The sequence below is a fragment of the Pseudomonas batumici genome, from assembly GCF_036585405.1.
GTDB lineage: Bacteria > Pseudomonadota > Gammaproteobacteria > Pseudomonadales > Pseudomonadaceae > Aquipseudomonas > Aquipseudomonas batumici.
Map to the genome: position 1 here is coordinate 107,928 of NZ_CP144470.1, position 16,748 is coordinate 124,675.

Genomic DNA, 16,748 nt, shown 5'->3' on the forward strand with positions numbered 1-16,748 from the left:
GTACCTACTTGTCCCTGGTTGGACGGGCCGTCTGCGCTTGCAGCAATACCTTGAACTGATCGGCCGGCACCGGCTTGTTGAAGTAAAATCCCTGGAATTCGTCACAGGCGTTGTCACGCAGGAAATCGGCTTGTTCCTTGGTTTCCACGCCCTGGGCGACCACGGTCAGGCTGAGGGTCCTGCCCATCGTAATGATGGCCTCGGTCAAGGCCTTATCCTCCGTCGCGTTGGCGACATCACGGATGAACGAGCGATCGATCTTGATTGCATCGAGCGGGAACTGCTTGAGTGCCGAGAGCGAAGAGTAACCCGTACCGAAATCGTCGATGGCGATCCGGACGTTCAGTTTTTTCAGCCCGGTCAACACCTGTAGCGCTTTTTTGACGTCTTGCATGAGCAGGCTCTCGGCGATCTCCAGTTCCAGCAAACGGGCATCCATGCCGGTGTCCGCCAGTATCGTGGCGAGGTCCGTCAGTAGATGCTCATCGACAAACTGACGGGCCGTCAGGTTCACGGCGATACCCAGATGCGGCAGCCCCTGCTGCTGCCAGGCGACGTTTTGCAGGCAGGCCGTCCTGAGTACCCACTTGCCGATGGGCACGATCAAGCCGGTTTCCTCGGCGACGGGGATGAATTGCATGGGGGCCACCAGCCCCAGGTCAGGGTGTTCCCAGCGCAAGAGGGCTTCCATGCCGGTGATCTGACCACTGCGGATATCCCGCTTGGCCTGATAGTGCAGCCGGAACTCATTGCGTTCCAACGCATGACGCAAGCCGATTTCCAGCGTCTGCCGCTCCAGCGACTCGGCGTTCAGTTTCTCGGAGTAGAACTGGAAGTTGTTTTTACCGCGCTGCTTGGCCTGGTACATCGCGATATCGGCGTTTTTCTTCAGTGTCTGTTCGTCCAGGCCATCCTGCGCAAAGATGCTGATACCGATGCTGGCGGTGACCCGAAACTCCTTCCCGCGCAGGTTGAACGGCCTGGCCACCGCGGAAAGGATTTTCTGGGCGGTGGTTGCCACATAGGTGTCCTCGGACAACTCCGGCAGCAATACCACGAATTCGTCGCCGCCCAGTCGGGCGACGGTATCACTGGCCCGCACGCACGCCTTGAGACGGACCGCGACCTCTTGCAGCAATAGGTCGCCGGCATCGTGACCAAGGGTGTCGTTGATTTGTTTGAAGCGGTCGAGGTCGAGGAAAAGCACCGCCAGTTGCCGGTGATAACGACTGGCTTCATGGATGTTCTGAATCAACAGCTTGCTGAACAGGCTTCGATTGGGCAGCGCCGTGAGACCGTCGTGATAGGCGAGATACTCGACGCGCTCGGCATAGGCCACTTTGGCTTCGGCGGCCTGCAAGCGGCTTTGCGCCAGCTGCCAGCTCATCCGGCTCAGCAGGCCGACCAGGAGCACCAGCAGCAGGCTGCCCGTTGCGGCCCGCCACAGGTAGGTATGCGCTTGCCGGGTCACGGCGGCCAGTTGTTCCTCTTCGGATAACCCGACAATCACCGCGAGGGGGAAGTCATAGAGCTGGCGGGCGCTGGTGTAGCGGCGCACGCCATCCCAGGTATTGGTCAACAGCAGCGCCTGGGTGTCCTCGGTGTCGGGAACCAGTGCCGCGTAATCGACGGAGTCGCCGGCCAGCAGCGACTCCCCGGTGCGCCGTACCCGGAAGAGGCCATCGGTTCCCAACAGTCCGAGTACACCCTGGTCGCCGAGTTTCGAGGCGTCGTAACTGCTGACGAAATAGGCCGCATCGACCTCGACCCTGACGATGCCCGAAAACGTGCCATTCGCGGCATTGAGACGACGACTGAAGCGTAATCGCCATTCCCCCGTCAGCGGGTTTTTCCAGGGACGACTGATCGACAGCGTATCGTTGTGTCGCAGCGTCTGCAGTTCATCCGGGTCGGTGATATTGCCCGTCTCGCTTGCCCGGGTGCTTGCCACCAGTCCTCCGTCCGGGCTGACCACGCTGACGTCAAACAGCAGCGGTGGCGGCAATAACGCGCGTTCCTTGAGCCGGGGGAGGGGATTGCGCTCACCCTCGGCCTCATAGGCGTATTTGACCAGCTTGAGGGTTTGATCGATTTCACGAACGGCGCGCAGCATCTGTGCTTCGTAGGTGGCACCGATCTCCAGGCTGACCGTGGCGGCGTTGCGTTGAGCCCGAGTCTGTTCGAGTCTGATGAAGTAGAGGGTGGCCGACCAGATGGCCAGCAACAGCAGAACGGCCGATAGCGGGAATAAGAGGTAGGCTTCCTTTATATGCTCGCGCACATAGCGAAAGAGGCTGCCCGCGGCCTCGGCAGTGGTGTCTACGGACTTTGCGATACCGGGAGCCGATCTCAGTCCATTTGCCCCGTGGATCGACATACTGTGCTCCCTGCGTTGTAGCAATACTCTAGGTTGGCGGGCATCCGCCGGGGTGATGGCTCAAAGGAGCGGCTGCCGCTCCTTGTGGCGTCCCTGCGAAAGAGAGGATCAACCGATCCGCTGGAAACTATAGACCACAAACCGTACCCACCCCACGCCAGGATGCAGTTGGATCCGCGGGTGTCGATCGCCCAGGCGAAAACGCCCCGAACCATGAAGGCCGGGGCGTTGCTATCCAGCTGAAACTTTTAGTGCCCGGCACTCTGCCCGCCGTCCACATGCAGGATCTCACCGGTCACGAACCCGGCGGACTCCAGGTAGACAATGGCCTGGGCAATATCGCTGATTTCCCCCATCCGCCCAACCGGATGCAAGCGCCCCAGCGCCTCATGGGTTTCCTCAGCATGCATCGGCGTCTTGATGATCCCCGGGCTGACCGCATTGACCCGGATCCCACGCTTGGCGTACTCGATGGCCAGGGATTTGGTCGCCGAATTGAGCCCGCCCTTGGTCAGCGATGCCAGCACCGATGGTACGCCGTCAACCGCATGATCCACCAGGCTGGTGGTGACGTTGACGATATGGCCTTTGCCATGTTTCTCCATCTCGGTAATCGCCAACTGGGTGATATAGAAGAAGCCATTCAGGTTCACCGACAGCACGTTGGCGTAGTCTTCATGGGTGTAGCCCGTGAAGGGCTTGGCGATGAAGATCCCGGCGTTGTTGATCAGGCTGTCGATGCGACCGAAACGGGCCACGCCCTCACGGATGACGCGCTCGGCGGTGGCCGGGTCGGCGATGTCGCCGGCGACGGTGAGGATATCCGGGTCGCTGGATGCCTGGATCGAGCGGGAGGTGGCGACCACCCGGTAATCGAGGTCGCGGAAGGCCTTGACCACTGCCGCGCCGATGCCTTGGGAAGCGCCGGTGATCACAACGACTTTTTTTGCATTGCTCATGATGAAACCTCTATGGAAAGTAAGGGGGGGTAGGGCGTGATCAATCAAGCCGCGGCTATTTCCCGCAGCATCTGTTCGTAGTACTCGACCGATTGCGAACCGGACACCAGGTGGCGGTCGTTGAGGATCATGGCCGGCACCGAGTTGATCCCACGTTCGCGGTAGAACCCTTCAAGTTCACGAACCTCCTCGGCAAACGCGCCAGACGTCAGCACCTCACGGGCACGGTCGGCATCCAGTCCCGCTTCGGCCGCCAGGCGCACCAGGGTTTCGCGGTCGCTCGGGTTCTGGCCGTCGCTGAAGTAGGCGCGCAGCAAGGCATTCTTCAGCTCGATCTGCCGGCCTTCCTGCAACGCCCAGAGCAACAGCCGGTGGGCATCGAAGGTGTTGTAGAAATGGCTGCGCTTTTCCAGGTCGAACTGAAAGCCAATGGCCTGACCACGGGTCATCAGCATCTGCTTGCCGGTGGCGACTTCCTCGGCACTGCGGCCGTATTTGCGCATCATGTGCTGGACCGCGTTCTCGCCCTGCGCGGGCATGTCCGGGTTCAGTTCGAAGGGTTTGAAGGTCAACCGGACCGAGACTTCCCCGGCCAGGTTGGCGATCGCCTGCTCCAGGGCCGTTACGCCCAGGGCGCACCAGGGGCAGACCACATCGGAGATGAAGTCGAGCTTGACGGGCTCGCTCATGATGGGTTTTCCGCCAGCTGCTTGCGGTATTGGGTCGTGGTGATGCCGGAGTAACCCCAGTTGTCGGTATCGACTTCCTCGATCACGATGTGGGTCAGGTCCGGGCGTTTGTTGAGGACCCGTTCCAGGGTTTCGGTGATTTCGGCAATGACCTGGGCTTTCTGCTCCGAGGTAACGCCATCGCGGGTAATGCGTACGCTGACAAAAGGCATGACAACTCTCCAGTGGCTTGCCCATCGGCATGATGGGCAGGCAGTGGAGTCAATGTATTAGGTCTGTATGGAGGGATAAAGATGGGGTGGAGAACATCATTGATGACGTGATGTAATGAGTTGAGTCGGCCGTTTTGTGCTTCATGGGTGGGGCATGACGGGAGGTGTCAGAGCGAGGCGTTAAGCTCGCTGATAAGGGTTTCCCGGTATTTCAGGGCCGAGACCGAATCTTCGCCCAGATGACTGGCGACAGCGCTCAGGAGTCCTTGGGCCAATAACATGAACGCGCACATGCTGTTGCTGTAGAACAGGCTGTGATTGGGAACATAGAAGCTATGGAGTGCTGCCTTCGCCAGAGGCGAGCTTGCCGAATCCGTCAGGGCAATGACTTTCACACCATGTCGGGCGGCCACTTCGGCAGTGGCGATCACACTGGGGGTATAGGGGAAGCAGCTTGCAACCACCAGCACATCGCCCTCATCCAGTTGCGCCAGGGCATCGGCAACCCCTTGTCGACTGCTGTCCAGTGCCGCAACGTCGGGCCGCAACATGCCCAGTCCGTAGGACATGAACAGCGCCAGGGAGTTGAACTGGCGCATGCCGTGTACGCGAACTCTCTTTGCGGTCGATAGCAAGTCGATCGTTTTTAAAAAGACCGTTGGATCGACCTGCTCGATCATGCTGGCGATATTGGCGCTTTCCTGTCGGCCCAGTCGGGTCAGCTGGTTCATGGTGTCCATGTCGCTGGTATTCACGACCAGGCGCGAAGCCTGGTCGCTGTAGAAGTGCTTGCCTTCCGTGATCTCGCGACGAAAGACATCCTGCAGCTTGCTGAAGCCGCCATACCCAAGGCGCTGTGCCAGCCTTGACAGGGTGGAGGCATTGACAGCCAATTGCTGCGCCAACTCGCTGATGGAGGAGACCGCCGTCCGTTGCGGTGATTCGATCAGTGCCATCAGTACACGCCGGGAGCTGCTACCCAAGGCGATGTCCACTTCGCGACGCTCAATGGCATCCAGCAGTTGCTTCAAGCCGGTGACGGTATCGGGCAATACTTCGTTGGGCTTGGTCATTGAGAAAGTCCATTCACGAGTGGAAAGCGGGAACCACGCCCTCGATGTCCGGGGCGTCGGTTTCCCGACGGATGTAAACCCGCCATTCTACAGTGCTTGCCCCTATGGAGAAGAGGGCCGTTGCCAAGGTATTTTCATCGTCAGGATCGTCGGCGGCACAGCGGTAGACCGGTAGATCCCTGTCCGACTCATCACGCAGGATGGCCAAGGCCTTTTCAGGCGAGAGGGCGGTGGTTGATTGGCTCAAATGTTGGTCGACGCGGTGTTGGCGTGCCGATGAGCTGCCTGTGATGCGCTGCGGGACCTGACTGAGTGGTTCGCCGATCAGATGGTTCGAATGACCTGCCGGCTGCTCGATCTCGATGACAGCGACCCCTTCGGCTGTTGCTTCCACGCTCACCAGGCGGGTACTGCCCAACTGCCCGAATGTATGATGAAAGGCCCCCGCGCGTCCTGGCTGCGATACCACCGCCAGTGCCTCGTCGAGGGTGGTTGCGTCGAGTGTCGCGCGTCCAAGAATCTGTCTGGGCATACCCACTGGAATAGTGGCGGGGCGGATGTTGTTGACCGTCGCGACCAGGCCTCTTTCGTTCACTGCGAATGTGTGGCCCGGTATCGAACCGGGATACACGAAGCTTGTAAATGCCAGGCCCGTGTCGGGGCTCGTACTGAGAATTGCGCAATGGCCTTGCAGTTGTGGCAAGCCGTCTTCGTTGTGAGCGATCAGGCTGCCGCCTGGGGTGGGGCAAAAGACCGTGGTACAGCCATCCACGCTGGACGGGTTGACGAAATCGCCACGACAATTCCAGAGAAAGACTTCCTCCACCGGTAATTGCAGGCCGGCAGCCAGCCCCTCGATTTCCTGCCAATAGCTCGGGAACGCTGTCTGCACCAGGCCGCGCATCCGGATCGCAGTGGGGGTGCCGACCAGACCGGCCAGGTGGCGCCAAAGTGCATGGGGGCGCAGGTGATTCTCTACCGCAGTCCTGCCGAACACCCCCAGTCCGTATCCGATTTCGTAGTTGCTGCCGGCAAGATTCAGTCGAGCTAAAGACATGGTGGCCTCTTCAGGATACGTGCTGGAGAAACTCTCGCAGGCGAGAGCTGGGTGGATTGGCGATGAGTTCGGCAGGCGGGCCGTCCTCTGCAATCCGCCCCTTGTCGATGAAGATCAGCCGGGTGGCCACCTTGCGCGCGAAGTCCACTTCATGGGTCACGATCACCATGGTCATGCCTTCTTCGGCCAGGGCTTTCATCACCGTCAGCACCTCGTGGCGCAATTCCGGATCGAGCGCTGAGGTCGGCTCGTCGAACAGCATCATTTTCGGTTTGACTGCCAGCGCCCGGGCGATCGCGACGCGTTGCTGCTGACCTCCGGACAGTTCGGAAGGGAAATGGTTGGCGCGATCTGCCAGCCCGACCTTGGTGAGCAACTCATGGGCGAGTCTTTCGGCCTCGGCCTTGCTGGCACCGCGGACCCGGATCGGACCGAATGCGACATTTTGCAGCGCGGTCATCTGCGGAAAAAGATGGAACTGCTGAAATACCATGCCCGCTTCCTGGCGAATCAGTCGTTCATCCACCTTCGGATCGTTGACCACCAGGCCGTCCACCGTCAGCTGGCCGGAGGTGACGTCCTCGAGCTTGTTGATACAGCGCAACAGGGTGGATTTTCCCGAACCCGAAGGGCCGATGATGACCACCACTTCACCGCAGGCAATGTTCAGGTTGATGTCATGCAGTACCTGGGTGGCACCAAAGTGCTTGGAAACGCCTTTGAACTCGATCATAGGATTTTCAACCTCGATTCCATGCGTCGCAGGACATGGCTCAGTACCAGGGTAATGATCAAATAGATGATGGCCACCGCCGACCAGATTTCCATGGCCCTGAAGTTGCCGGCAATGATTTCCTGGCCTTGGCGAGTCAGCTCGGCAACGCCGATCACGATAAACAGCGAGGTGTCCTTGATGCTGACGATCCACTGGTTGCCCAGGGCCGGGATCATTCGGCGGAAGGCCAGCGGTGCGATGACGTAGCGCAAGGTGTCGCGTTTTGACAGGCCCAGCGCGAGGCCGGCCTCACGGAAGCCGCGATTGATCGAAAGCACTGCGCCACGGGTGATCTCTGCGATATAGGCACCGGAGTTGAACATGATGGTGACCACTGCGGCGCTGAACGGATCGATGCGCACCGGGATCATCAGGGGCAGGGCGAAGTAGATGAACATGACCTGCACCATGATCGGGGTGCCACGAATCAGTTCGATGAAAACCAGTGCGAGCCGGCTGCTGATAAAGTTGCCGTAGGCGCGGGCAAAGCCCGCGACTACGCCGATGACTGCGCCACCCAACAACCCCAGGACCGAAATCCACAGTGTCAGCTTGGCACCTTCCAGCAGAACAGGCAGCGCATCCCAGATAGCGCTCCATTGGAAATCCATGGTCAAGAACTCTCTGTCTGAAGGCGAGGGTGATTACTGCGGATCGGTGCCGAACCATTTGCGATAGATCTGCGCGTAGGTGCCGTTTTCGCTGATTTTCTTCAGCGCGGCATTCACCGGTTCACGCAGCTCGCTGCCTTTGGGAAAGGCGATGCCGTACTGCTGGGCCATCATTTGCTGGCCGACGGCTTTGACCTGGCCTTCGCCTGCGGTCTTGATGTAGTACAGGACGTTTGGCGTGTCGTGCATCGCCGCGTCCACACGACCGGTCCTGAGTTCCAGGTAGGCGTTGTCGATGTTCGGGAACTGACGGAGGTCCTGGGCCTTCAGATTGGCTTTTGCATAATCCGCGGCGGAGGTGCCGCTCTTGACCGCGAGGCTTTTGCCCGCAATGTCCGCCTCACCCTTGATGCTGTCATTGTCGCTTTTGACCATCAGCAGGAAACCGCTGTTGTAGTAGCCGTCCGAGAAATCGATGGCTTTCTTGCGTTCTTCCTTGATGGTGATGCCGGCCAGCGCAACGTCGACGTTGTGGGTTTGCAAGGCAGGAATGATCCCATTGAAATCCATGGGCTTGAGTTGATAGCTCAGACCCATTTCCTTGGCGATTGCCGCCCACAGGTCGATGTCGAAGCCGACGTATTCATTTCCCTGCTTGAACTCGAACGGCACGAAGGCGGTGTCGGTCGCGACCAGCAGCTCTTTGCCGGCGGCGAAGGAATGGGAGGCGCAAGTGAGCAGCAGGGCAGCCAGAGAGGCCTTTAGCAGTCTTTTCATTGGTTTTTCCTCATTTCACTGTGATGCGCAGGCCGCAGAGGCTGAGCGCGTGGATACCGGCAGTTTTTGCGACAGGGAAACCCGTACCTACATCTGTTTTTATTAGAGACCCGGCTACCCACGAGGAACGAGGGTGCACGAAAAATGACGCCTTTGTGCAAAATACACCTGCATATTTGAGTTATGCAAGAAAAAAATGCATTTCCGGTTTTCAGTAGAATGCCCTGTTTATTGGGCAATCCTCCGTTTTCCCCCATGGATCTAGCCGAAGGCTGCAAAAAAATTGGCAAATAAGCGTTGCATTTGAATTTTGTGCAATTATTATTTGCAGAAAATCAGGAGGGATCATGAGCCACGTATTTCACCGCAGCCTTACGCAGCGTTACCCGACGGCCGTCAAAGGTGATGGCCCCTACCTGATCGATAGCGACGGGCGCCGTTATCTGGACGCCAGTGGCGGCGCCGCCGTTTCGTGTCTGGGTCACAGTGATCCGCACGTGATTGAAGCTATCCGCCAGCAGGTCGGACAGTTGGCCTATGCGCATACGTCATTCTTCACCACGGATGTCATGGAGGAGCTCGCCGATTTTCTGGTGGCGCGTGCGCCGCAAGGCATCGAATCGGTGTATTTCGTCTCAGGCGGTTCGGAGGCCGTGGAAGCGGCGCTGAAACTGGCCCGGCAATACTTCATCGAAATCGGTCAACCACAGCGCAAACACCTGATCGCGCGTCGTCAGAGCTATCACGGCAATACCCTGGGCGCCCTCGCCACGGGCGGCAATGAATGGCGGCGCAAGCAGTTCGAACCGCTGCTGATCGGCGTCAGCCATGTCAGCCCTTGTTATGCCTATCGTGAACAACTTGCCGGCGAAACCGCGCCAGCCATGGGCCGGCGTCTGGCGGCGGAACTGGAGGCGGAAATTCTGCGGTTGGGTGCCGAAAACGTCATGGCCTTCGTCGCCGAGCCGGTGGTCGGCGCGACGCTGGGCGCAGTGACCGCGGTACCCGGTTATTTCAAGGCCATTCGCGAGGTGTGCGACCGGCACGGTGTGCTGTTGATCCTTGATGAAGTGATGTGCGGCATGGGCCGTACCGGTACCTTGTTTGCGGCTGAGCAGGAGGGTATCAGTGCCGATCTGATCACCATTGCCAAAGGCCTGGGCGCCGGTTACCAACCCATCGGTGCGACGCTGGTGAGCAAGAAAATCCGTGACGCGATTGCCCAGGGCTCGGGCTTTTTCCAGCACGGACACACCTATATCGGTCACGCCACGGCGTGTGCCGCGGCACTTGCCGTGCAGAAAGTCATCGAAGGGCAGGGCTTGCTGGCGCGGGTCAATGTATTGGGCCGTGGTCTGCAGGATCGTCTGGTCGAGTTGCTGGGAACGCACTCGAACGTCGGTGATATCCGCGGGCGTGGTCTGTTCCAGGGCATTGAGCTGGTGGCAGATCGAGCCACCAAGCAACCTTTCGATCCGGCACTCAAGCTCCACGCGAAAATCAAGCAAGCCGCCATGGCTGAAGGCCTCATGTGCTACCCGATGGGGGGCACGGTCGATGGGCAGTACGGCGATCACATCCTTCTGGCGCCGCCATTCATTGTCGATGATGGCCACCTGGACGAGATCGCAGGCAAGTTGCTCAAGGCTATCAACCGCACGCTGTCAGGGCTTTAAGGAGTTTTAGATATGGTCATCCAATCACGCCTTGGCCCTCTGACCGAAGATCAGATGGACGACGCTCAGCGGGAGGTTCTCAAGGACATTCTGAGTGGCCCGCGCGGCAATCTCGACGGTCCATTCCTGGCCTGGATCCACAGTCCCGAACTCGCCAATCGCGCGCAGCGGCTCGGCGCATTCTGTCGCTATGGCACTCGCCTGGATCCGCGCCTGACTGAGCTTGCGATCCTCGTCACGGCTGCCTGGTGGCAGTCCCAGGCCGAGTGGCAAATCCACGAGCCCATTGCCCGCGATGCCGGTATTTCCGACAGTGTCATCAAGGCCCTGCGCAAACAGGCTGTACCTGAATTCAAGCACGACGACGAACGGATCGTTTATCGCATCGGCACCGCGCTCTATAAACATCGTCGTGTTGATGAGACGTTGTACACCGAAGCCGTTGATGCCTTTGGTGAAGCTGCGGTGGTCGAGCTGATCGGTGTCTTCGGCTACTACGCACTGGTGGCGATGACACTCAATGTCTTTGCGGTTCGGCGAGATACCGACTCGCCACTGCCATTCTCCGAACCGTAGCGCTGGCTCAAGGGCTCAGGCCAGCAGTTCGGTGATCCACCGGGCTTGCCGGGCGATGTCCTGCACCTTTTCCTCGGGCACGGCCTGCCGCGCCCGGGCGAAGTGGGTCAGGGTCCGCTGTTTCTGGCGCAGCCTGCGCTGCCACTTGAGCAGGAACGCCGGGCTGCGTGCCTGCATCTGCAGCGGGCCGAAGTACAGCTCCTCGGCGGTGTACATCACCGGCTCGGCGCGTTCGGCGATGATGATTTCGTAGTCGAAGCGGTTTTCCCGCAGCACTTCCTCGCAGAGGATGCGATAGCCATTTTCCATCAGCCATTGGCGCAGTGGCTGCTCGCCGCCGTTGGGCTGCAGGATCAGGCGCTCCTGGCCGCTCAGACGTGCCTTACCGCTGTCGAGGATGTCGCGGATCGTCTCGCCACCCATGCCGCAGAGGCTGATTGCCGTGATCCCGTCTCCAGGCTCGATCGCCGCCAGGCCGCTGGCCAGGCGCACGCTGATCCGCTGGTCGAGGCCGTTCTCGCGCACGGTGCGTTCGGCCGAGCGGAATGGCGTCAATGCCACCTCGCCAGCCACCGCCGCGGCGATGGCGCCACGGTGCATCAACGCCACCGGCAGGTAGCCGTGATCCGAGCCGATATCGGCCAGGCGCGCACCGGCTGGCACATGCGCCGCCACGCGTTCCAGGCGCATGGACAATGTCTGTTCGTTCAACTGCGGCCCCTTTTCACCACGAGCGTCCGGCACCTTTGGCCGGATCGGGGCGCGACTCTATCGAGCAACGGCGTGCATTTCAAATGCCTGCGACCAGGGTCATGGCTCGATTCGTCTCCAAGGGGGCTGTAATAGCAGCAGTTGAAGGCGCGCGCGGCGTTACCCGGCGCGCCAGTCTGTCATTTGCTGGCGTCCAGCACGACGCGGTAACGCGCCTTGCCACTGCGCAGGCGATCGACGGCTTCGTTGACCCGGCTCATGGGAAAGTGCTCGACCTGCGGCAGAATCTGATGACGGGCGCAAAATTCCAGCATGGTCGCCGTGGTGCTGGGTGAGCCCACCGGCGAGGCGGACAAACTCTTCTGTTGGAGAAGCAGGTCGAACACGTGCACGGGAATAGCACCAGGCACGGCGCCAACAAGGTGCAGACGGCCCTTGCCGCGCAGCGTTCCGAGCATGGCCGACCAGTCGAGGTCGGCGTTGGCCGTGACCAGGAGAAAATCCAGGGTGCCGGCAATGGACTTGAGGGCGTGACTGTCAGTAGAGGCGACTACCTTGTGTGCGCCCAGTTTCCTGGCTTCGTCCTCCTTGCTCAACGACGAAGTAAAGGCCGTGACTTCGCAGCCCCAGGCGTTGAGGAAGCGCAGCGCCAGATGACCGAGGCCGCCGATTCCCACCACACCGACCCGGTCGGTGGGTTTTACGCCGAACTCCACCAGTGGGTTGAACACTGTCGAGCCGGCGCAGAACAGGGGGCCGGCCATGGCCGGATCGAGACTGTTCGGTATTGGAAGAGCCCAGGCCCAGTGCGAGCGCAGTCGGTCAGCGAAGCCTCCGTTGCTGCCGACTATGGTGGGTTGGGCGGTGCCGCATAGCTGGTGGGAGCCTTCGACACACGAGGAGCAATGCATGCAACTGCCTTTGTACCAACCAATGCCCACCCGTTGTCCGACTTCGAGATTGCGTACCTGTGTGCCTATCCGCACGATGCTGCCGACCACCTCGTGGCCGGGGATGAAGGGGTAATGGCTGAGCCCCCATTCGTTATCGATCATCGACTGGTCGGAGTGGCAGACGCCGCAATACTCCACGGCGACTTCCACTTCCTCTTCACCCAAAGGGCCGGGATCGTAGCTATAGCGCTCCAGCGGAGCGCCGGCCGCCGTTGCGGCCCAGCCGGTGAAGGAAGTGAGTTCGGTGTTATCGCTCATTGGATACCTCCAGGTCAGGAGACAGGGTTCTGGCACCTCAGGTGCCGCGGCGCAGCCAAGGGAGTGTAGCGTATCGTTTGCCGATAGCCTGGGGACAACAAACGGCCAAAAGTGGCCGGTGGTCGTCGCATTTCGCTTGTCGCCGGCGTTTGGCTAAGCTCAATAGATCGGGGGGAAGTGAAACCAGAGTGATAGCGGCCATCAGAGGATCTGGATTGGCATCAAGACGGTACTCCCGAAGGAGACGACCATGTATGCGGTGATAAGAACCTACCTGGGTGTTGGAGCACGGCAGCTTTTCGAGTTTTTGGAAGAACGCAATGCCGACATCGAAGCGACCCTGCGGACAGTGCCTGGCCTCGTCAGCTACACACTGCTCAATACGGGTGATGGCGGCACGTCGGTGACGGTTTGCACGGACAAGACCGGCAGCGATGCGAGCTTGAAAGTCGCGCGCGACTGGATTCAGAAGAATGCCTCGCATATCCGCGCGAACCCGCCGATCGTAACGGAAGGTCCGGTCATTGTGCAGATCAAATAGCGTGCCGTTCTGATTGATTTCACGACACAATCAGATCCACCCTTGATCACCACAGCCCACCAGGCAGGACACGTGAAGCATTCGACACTTACTGTAGCGCTGCTCTGTCTATTGCTCGGCTCTCCCGTCAGGGCCGAGCAGTATCGGGTCGTTACTGAAGAATGGGCACCGTACAACTACCTGGAGAGCAATCAGCTCACCGGCATGTCCACGGAGATCGTTCGGGGCATCATGGCGCTGACCGGGGATAACTTCGAGGTGGTGCTGCTGCCCAGTATGCGAGGCATCCGCGAATCGAAGACCCGGCCCAAGACCATCATTTATTCCCTATTTCGCACGGCGGAGCGCGAACCGTTATACAAGTGGGTCGGGCCGATCGTGGAAGAGTCCATTTACCCCTATCAGTTAGCCAATGCGCAGCCGCCGGTGAATTCCCTGGAGCAGCTACTGCACGCCCCACAGATCACGACGAGACAGGCCGGCCTGATCCCCGACATTCTGAAGGCGCGGGGCTTCAACAACCTCCAAAGAATTGCAACCGAGAGCCGGCAGCTCTATCGCCTGCTGCTGGCCGGGCGCACCGACATCATCATCGGCGACACCGCGGCGGGGGTGGCCTACTACAGTCGACAGTTGAACATCGCCCCCGGCACGCTGCGGCAGATTCCCGTCGAGATCTATCGCTCATCGCTGTACATCGCCTTCAGTCGCGACTGTGACGACAAACTGGTCGCCGCCTGGGCCGGCGCCCTGGAGCAACTGCGCCAGTCGGGCGAACTGGCGCGCATCCAGGGTCGGTACAGTCAACGCATCGGGCAATGAATACCCGTATGCTTGTCCGGCGCCCGTACTTCCCAAGGGCTGCAATCGGTTGAATCCACAACCAAAAGCAGACAATCAGTTAGCGCAGTTTCGAGTCCACTTTGCTGAATCCGAACTCCGATCTAGTTGTCTTGAAGGGAAAGGGCGGGATTTTTACCCGCCCCAATTTTTTAGCTCCGTACGAACGCTAGCAGATCAGCGTTAATCGTATCGGCGTTGGTTGTAGGCATTCCGTGCGGGAAGCCCGGGTAGATTTTCAGCGTACTGTTTTGCAGAAGTTTGGCTGACAGAACCCCGGCATTCTCATAAGGGACGATCTGGTCATCATCACCATGCATCACGAGGACGGGGATCTTGATGCTCTTCAAATCTTCGGTGAAGTCGGTCTGAGAAAACGCCACGATCCCGTCATAGTGTGCCTTTGCACAGCCCATCATGCCTTGTCGCCACCAGTTCCAGATGATGCCCTCGGACGGTTTTGAACCCGGGCGGTTATAGCCGTAAAAAGGTCCTGCTGGAACGTCGTAGTAGAACTGAGCGCGGTTGGCCTTCAGTTGTGCTTGCAAGTCGTCGAAAACTGACTTTGGCAGGCCACCAGGATTGCTCGGGGTCTGGACCATTAGCGGTGGCACGGCGCTGATGATGGCTGCCTTTGACACTCGGTCTTCGCCATGACGAGCGATATAATGAACGACTTCTCCACCGCCGGTGGAGTGCCCGACATGGACTGCGCCTTGCACGCCTAGGTGATCAACCACGGCCGCGACGTCGTCGGCGTAGTGATCCATGTCGTGTCCATCCCAGACTTGACTGGATCGCCCGTGACCACGTCGGTCGTGTGCTACGACTCGGAAACCGTTGGCCAGGAAAAAAAGCATTTGCGCGTCCCAATCGTCCGCGCTAAGTGGCCATCCGTGGTGGAAAAAGATTACCTGGGCATCGCGTGGCCCCCAGTCTTTGTAAAAGATTTCAACACCATCCCGCGTAGTGACATACCCCATGTTCGTATCTCCTGAATGAAGTGAAGGCCTTCACCGAATCGTGTTCCGATCATGGCCTTGAATGAACAAAGTGCAGACCATCCGATGGGCGGTTCAGGGGGCGTGATGCTGGATTAGTTTCCGTTTACCCCATGAGTTCCATGACGGCTGAGCAACACGTTGCATCTGAGGTGCTTGGCCGCCCTATGACTTTAGGTTTAAAGTCAACTTTAAGGTCAATAGGTTTTTCAGGGTGGGTTATGAGAATAGGCGAACTGGCGAAAATCAGCGGATTGGCGCCGTCACGCATCCGGTTCTACGAGGCAAGCGGCCTGATCAAATCCGTCGAGCGCAAGGCCAATGGCTACAGGGACTACGCGCCTGATACCGAGTGGGTTCTGGAGCTCATCACCGGAGCGCAGGCGGCGGGTTTTTCATTGGAAGAAATCCGGCAATTGATGCCGATGAATGCCAGCGGCTGGCAGCACGATGAGTTGCTCAGTGGACTCAAGCAAAAGGTTGAGGAAATTGGAGTTCTGCAGCAACGGCTGGCCCAGAACAAAGCGCAACTTCTGCTAGTCATCAAGGGCATCGAGGGTAAGCCTGAGGGCATGGCGTGTGCGGACAATGCGCAAATGCTGATAAATCGTCTGCGTGAAGATGGGGTTGGCCAAGCTTCAGGCAAGCGTGCGGCAACATCTTCCACGAGAAAAAACGCCCGCCAGGCTTCCGGGGCCTGACAGGCGTAAAAGGTTTCAGCGCTCGCCAACCAGGCTGGCGAGTGGTTTGGGCGCATAGAGTGCGCTCTGGAATTCAGGCACGTATTCGTACTTCATCATTTTCCCGAGCTTCAGGGCGCGGAGGTAGTTCGACAGGCTGCCGTCGCCCAGCGTGAGGGTGGCCGAATCCGCGTCCCGGCTGGAGCCGTGACTGAGCTGGCGGGAAACAGCATACCCATAGGCCAGTTGGCCCTGGTGATCGAGGTTGGTGAAGCTGCTGGTGACGATATCGACATCGCGAGAGAGGTCGTTAAGCTTCTTGGCTTTGAAGGACACGTCGACCTTTCCAGTCTGGCTGTCGGTGATGTCATAGACCACCGATTGCGCATCCTCTTTGCGGTCAATTCCGGTCAGCCATTTCGGCAGGTTGTAACCGACGACACCGCGTACCCGTGCAAGCTCTGTATTGACCGGCAGCTTAAGCACATAGCCCCAGAAGTCACCAGAAATCGACTGACCAATCAGTGTGAAGGGCCCCAGATTGGCTTTGCCTGGCTTGTTGGTGATGATCGATACGGCAACTTCGTTATAGGCGTCGTTATCGCAATGTTCATAGGTGTACGCGGTAAACGCGATCAAGCCGCGGCCTGGCCAGACTTGCAGGGGCTGCACGGCTGCCAATACTTCGGGCGGCATCAGTGCCCGGAGTGCGTCCAGGTCGGCCGTATAGACAGCCGTTACACGACTGTTCTGGTAGTAAAAGTTTGGGGAGTACGACTCGAAGCCAATGTCGACCTTGTGCTTTGCCAATCCCTTGAACCAGCTCAAATCAGCACCCGGCAGTTCTGCTGCAATCACCGACAAGGGAGGGTTTGAGCGAAAACGGTCGTACAGGCCGCCCTTGACGACGGGCACTTGGTGCTCTGCGATATCGATTGTGGTTGTATCAGTCGGGCTGGGCATTTCAGGTGTCCCCGCCAAC

At 59.2% G+C, this 16,748-nt stretch carries 18 protein-coding genes; 5 read left to right on the plus strand and 13 right to left on the minus strand.

What is annotated here, in order from left to right; translation table 11 throughout:
* Nucleotides 1–4: 4 nt before the first annotated feature.
* The 9 genes from NUH87_RS00475 to glnH form a co-directional block, all read right to left on the minus strand.
* Nucleotides 5–2,377, minus strand: a complete 2,373-nt coding sequence (locus NUH87_RS00475; RefSeq protein WP_338524202.1) for a bifunctional diguanylate cyclase/phosphodiesterase — start codon at nt 2,375–2,377, stop codon at nt 5–7.
* Between the two features lie 248 nt (nt 2,378–2,625).
* Nucleotides 2,626–3,336 carry an SDR family NAD(P)-dependent oxidoreductase gene (locus NUH87_RS00480; RefSeq protein ID WP_338524204.1) on the minus strand — a complete coding sequence of 237 codons (711 nt, stop codon included), beginning with the start codon at nt 3,334–3,336 and terminating at the stop codon, nt 2,626–2,628.
* Nucleotides 3,337–3,380: 44 nt separating this feature from the next.
* Complete coding sequence (locus tag NUH87_RS00485) at nt 3,381–4,025, minus strand: DsbA family oxidoreductase (RefSeq protein WP_338524205.1); 645 nt, start codon at nt 4,023–4,025, stop codon at nt 3,381–3,383.
* Nucleotides 4,022–4,237 (minus strand): 4-oxalocrotonate tautomerase family protein, encoded by a 216-nt coding sequence (locus tag NUH87_RS00490; protein ID WP_338524206.1) that lies wholly within the window; start codon nt 4,235–4,237, stop codon nt 4,022–4,024. Before NUH87_RS00490 ends, NUH87_RS00485 begins: the two co-directional genes overlap by 4 nt.
* A 167-nt stretch (nt 4,238–4,404) precedes the next feature.
* Nucleotides 4,405–5,310, minus strand: a complete 906-nt coding sequence (locus tag NUH87_RS00495) for a MurR/RpiR family transcriptional regulator (protein WP_338524207.1) — start codon at nt 5,308–5,310, stop codon at nt 4,405–4,407.
* Between the two features lie 13 nt (nt 5,311–5,323).
* Nucleotides 5,324–6,367 carry a C45 family peptidase gene (locus tag NUH87_RS00500; RefSeq protein WP_338524208.1) on the minus strand — a complete coding sequence of 348 codons (1,044 nt, stop codon included), beginning with the start codon at nt 6,365–6,367 and terminating at the stop codon, nt 5,324–5,326.
* Between the two features lie 10 nt (nt 6,368–6,377).
* Complete coding sequence (glnQ, locus tag NUH87_RS00505; RefSeq protein ID WP_338524209.1) at nt 6,378–7,100, minus strand: glutamine ABC transporter ATP-binding protein GlnQ; 723 nt, start codon at nt 7,098–7,100, stop codon at nt 6,378–6,380.
* Entirely contained in the window at nt 7,097–7,753 is a 657-nt protein-coding gene (gene glnP, locus NUH87_RS00510; RefSeq protein WP_338524211.1) for a glutamine ABC transporter permease GlnP, read from the minus strand. The genes glnQ and glnP overlap by 4 nt, the downstream gene beginning before the upstream one ends.
* Nucleotides 7,754–7,786: 33 nt before the next feature.
* Complete coding sequence (glnH, locus tag NUH87_RS00515; RefSeq protein ID WP_338524212.1) at nt 7,787–8,530, minus strand: glutamine ABC transporter substrate-binding protein GlnH; 744 nt, start codon at nt 8,528–8,530, stop codon at nt 7,787–7,789.
* 347 nt (nt 8,531–8,877) lie between these two features.
* Here glnH and NUH87_RS00520 point away from each other — a divergent pair, with 347 nt between their 5' ends.
* A complete protein-coding gene (locus NUH87_RS00520) occupies nt 8,878–10,206 on the plus strand; it encodes an aspartate aminotransferase family protein (protein WP_338524213.1) in 1,329 nt (442 codons plus the stop codon).
* Between the two features lie 12 nt (nt 10,207–10,218).
* Nucleotides 10,219–10,782 carry a carboxymuconolactone decarboxylase family protein gene (locus tag NUH87_RS00525; RefSeq protein ID WP_338524214.1) on the plus strand — a complete coding sequence of 188 codons (564 nt, stop codon included), beginning with the start codon at nt 10,219–10,221 and terminating at the stop codon, nt 10,780–10,782.
* 15 nt (nt 10,783–10,797) lie between these two features.
* On the opposite strand, the gene NUH87_RS00530 is transcribed toward NUH87_RS00525, so the two are convergent.
* Both NUH87_RS00530 and ahr read right to left on the minus strand, forming a co-directional pair.
* Nucleotides 10,798–11,493, minus strand: a complete 696-nt coding sequence (locus NUH87_RS00530; RefSeq protein WP_338524215.1) for a tRNA (adenine(22)-N(1))-methyltransferase — start codon at nt 11,491–11,493, stop codon at nt 10,798–10,800.
* A gap of 179 nt (nt 11,494–11,672) precedes the next feature.
* A complete protein-coding gene (gene ahr / locus NUH87_RS00535) occupies nt 11,673–12,704 on the minus strand; it encodes an NADPH-dependent aldehyde reductase Ahr (protein WP_338524217.1) in 1,032 nt (343 codons plus the stop codon).
* Nucleotides 12,705–12,954: 250 nt separating this feature from the next.
* Between ahr and NUH87_RS00540 the strand changes: the two genes are divergently transcribed.
* Together NUH87_RS00540 and NUH87_RS00545 are read left to right on the plus strand one after the other, a co-directional pair.
* Nucleotides 12,955–13,245, plus strand: a complete 291-nt coding sequence (locus NUH87_RS00540) for a hypothetical protein (protein ID WP_040068806.1) — start codon at nt 12,955–12,957, stop codon at nt 13,243–13,245.
* A 72-nt stretch (nt 13,246–13,317) separates the two neighbouring features.
* On the plus strand, nt 13,318–14,067 hold the full coding sequence (locus NUH87_RS00545) for a substrate-binding periplasmic protein (protein ID WP_338524218.1): 750 nt from the start codon (nt 13,318–13,320) through the stop codon (nt 14,065–14,067).
* 170 nt (nt 14,068–14,237) lie between these two features.
* Here the strand turns inward: NUH87_RS00545 and NUH87_RS00550 are convergent, their stop codons facing one another.
* Nucleotides 14,238–15,068 carry an alpha/beta hydrolase gene (locus tag NUH87_RS00550; protein ID WP_338524220.1) on the minus strand — a complete coding sequence of 277 codons (831 nt, stop codon included), beginning with the start codon at nt 15,066–15,068 and terminating at the stop codon, nt 14,238–14,240.
* 239 nt (nt 15,069–15,307) lie between these two features.
* Here NUH87_RS00550 and NUH87_RS00555 point away from each other — a divergent pair, with 239 nt between their 5' ends.
* A complete protein-coding gene (locus tag NUH87_RS00555; protein ID WP_338527031.1) occupies nt 15,308–15,787 on the plus strand; it encodes a MerR family transcriptional regulator in 480 nt (159 codons plus the stop codon).
* Between the two features lie 15 nt (nt 15,788–15,802).
* Here NUH87_RS00555 and NUH87_RS00560 read toward each other — a convergent pair whose 3' ends face one another.
* Nucleotides 15,803–16,729, minus strand: coding sequence for an acetoacetate decarboxylase (ADC) (locus NUH87_RS00560; RefSeq protein WP_338527033.1), 927 nt, complete (start codon nt 16,727–16,729; stop codon nt 15,803–15,805).
* Between the last annotated feature and the right edge of the window lie 19 nt (nt 16,730–16,748).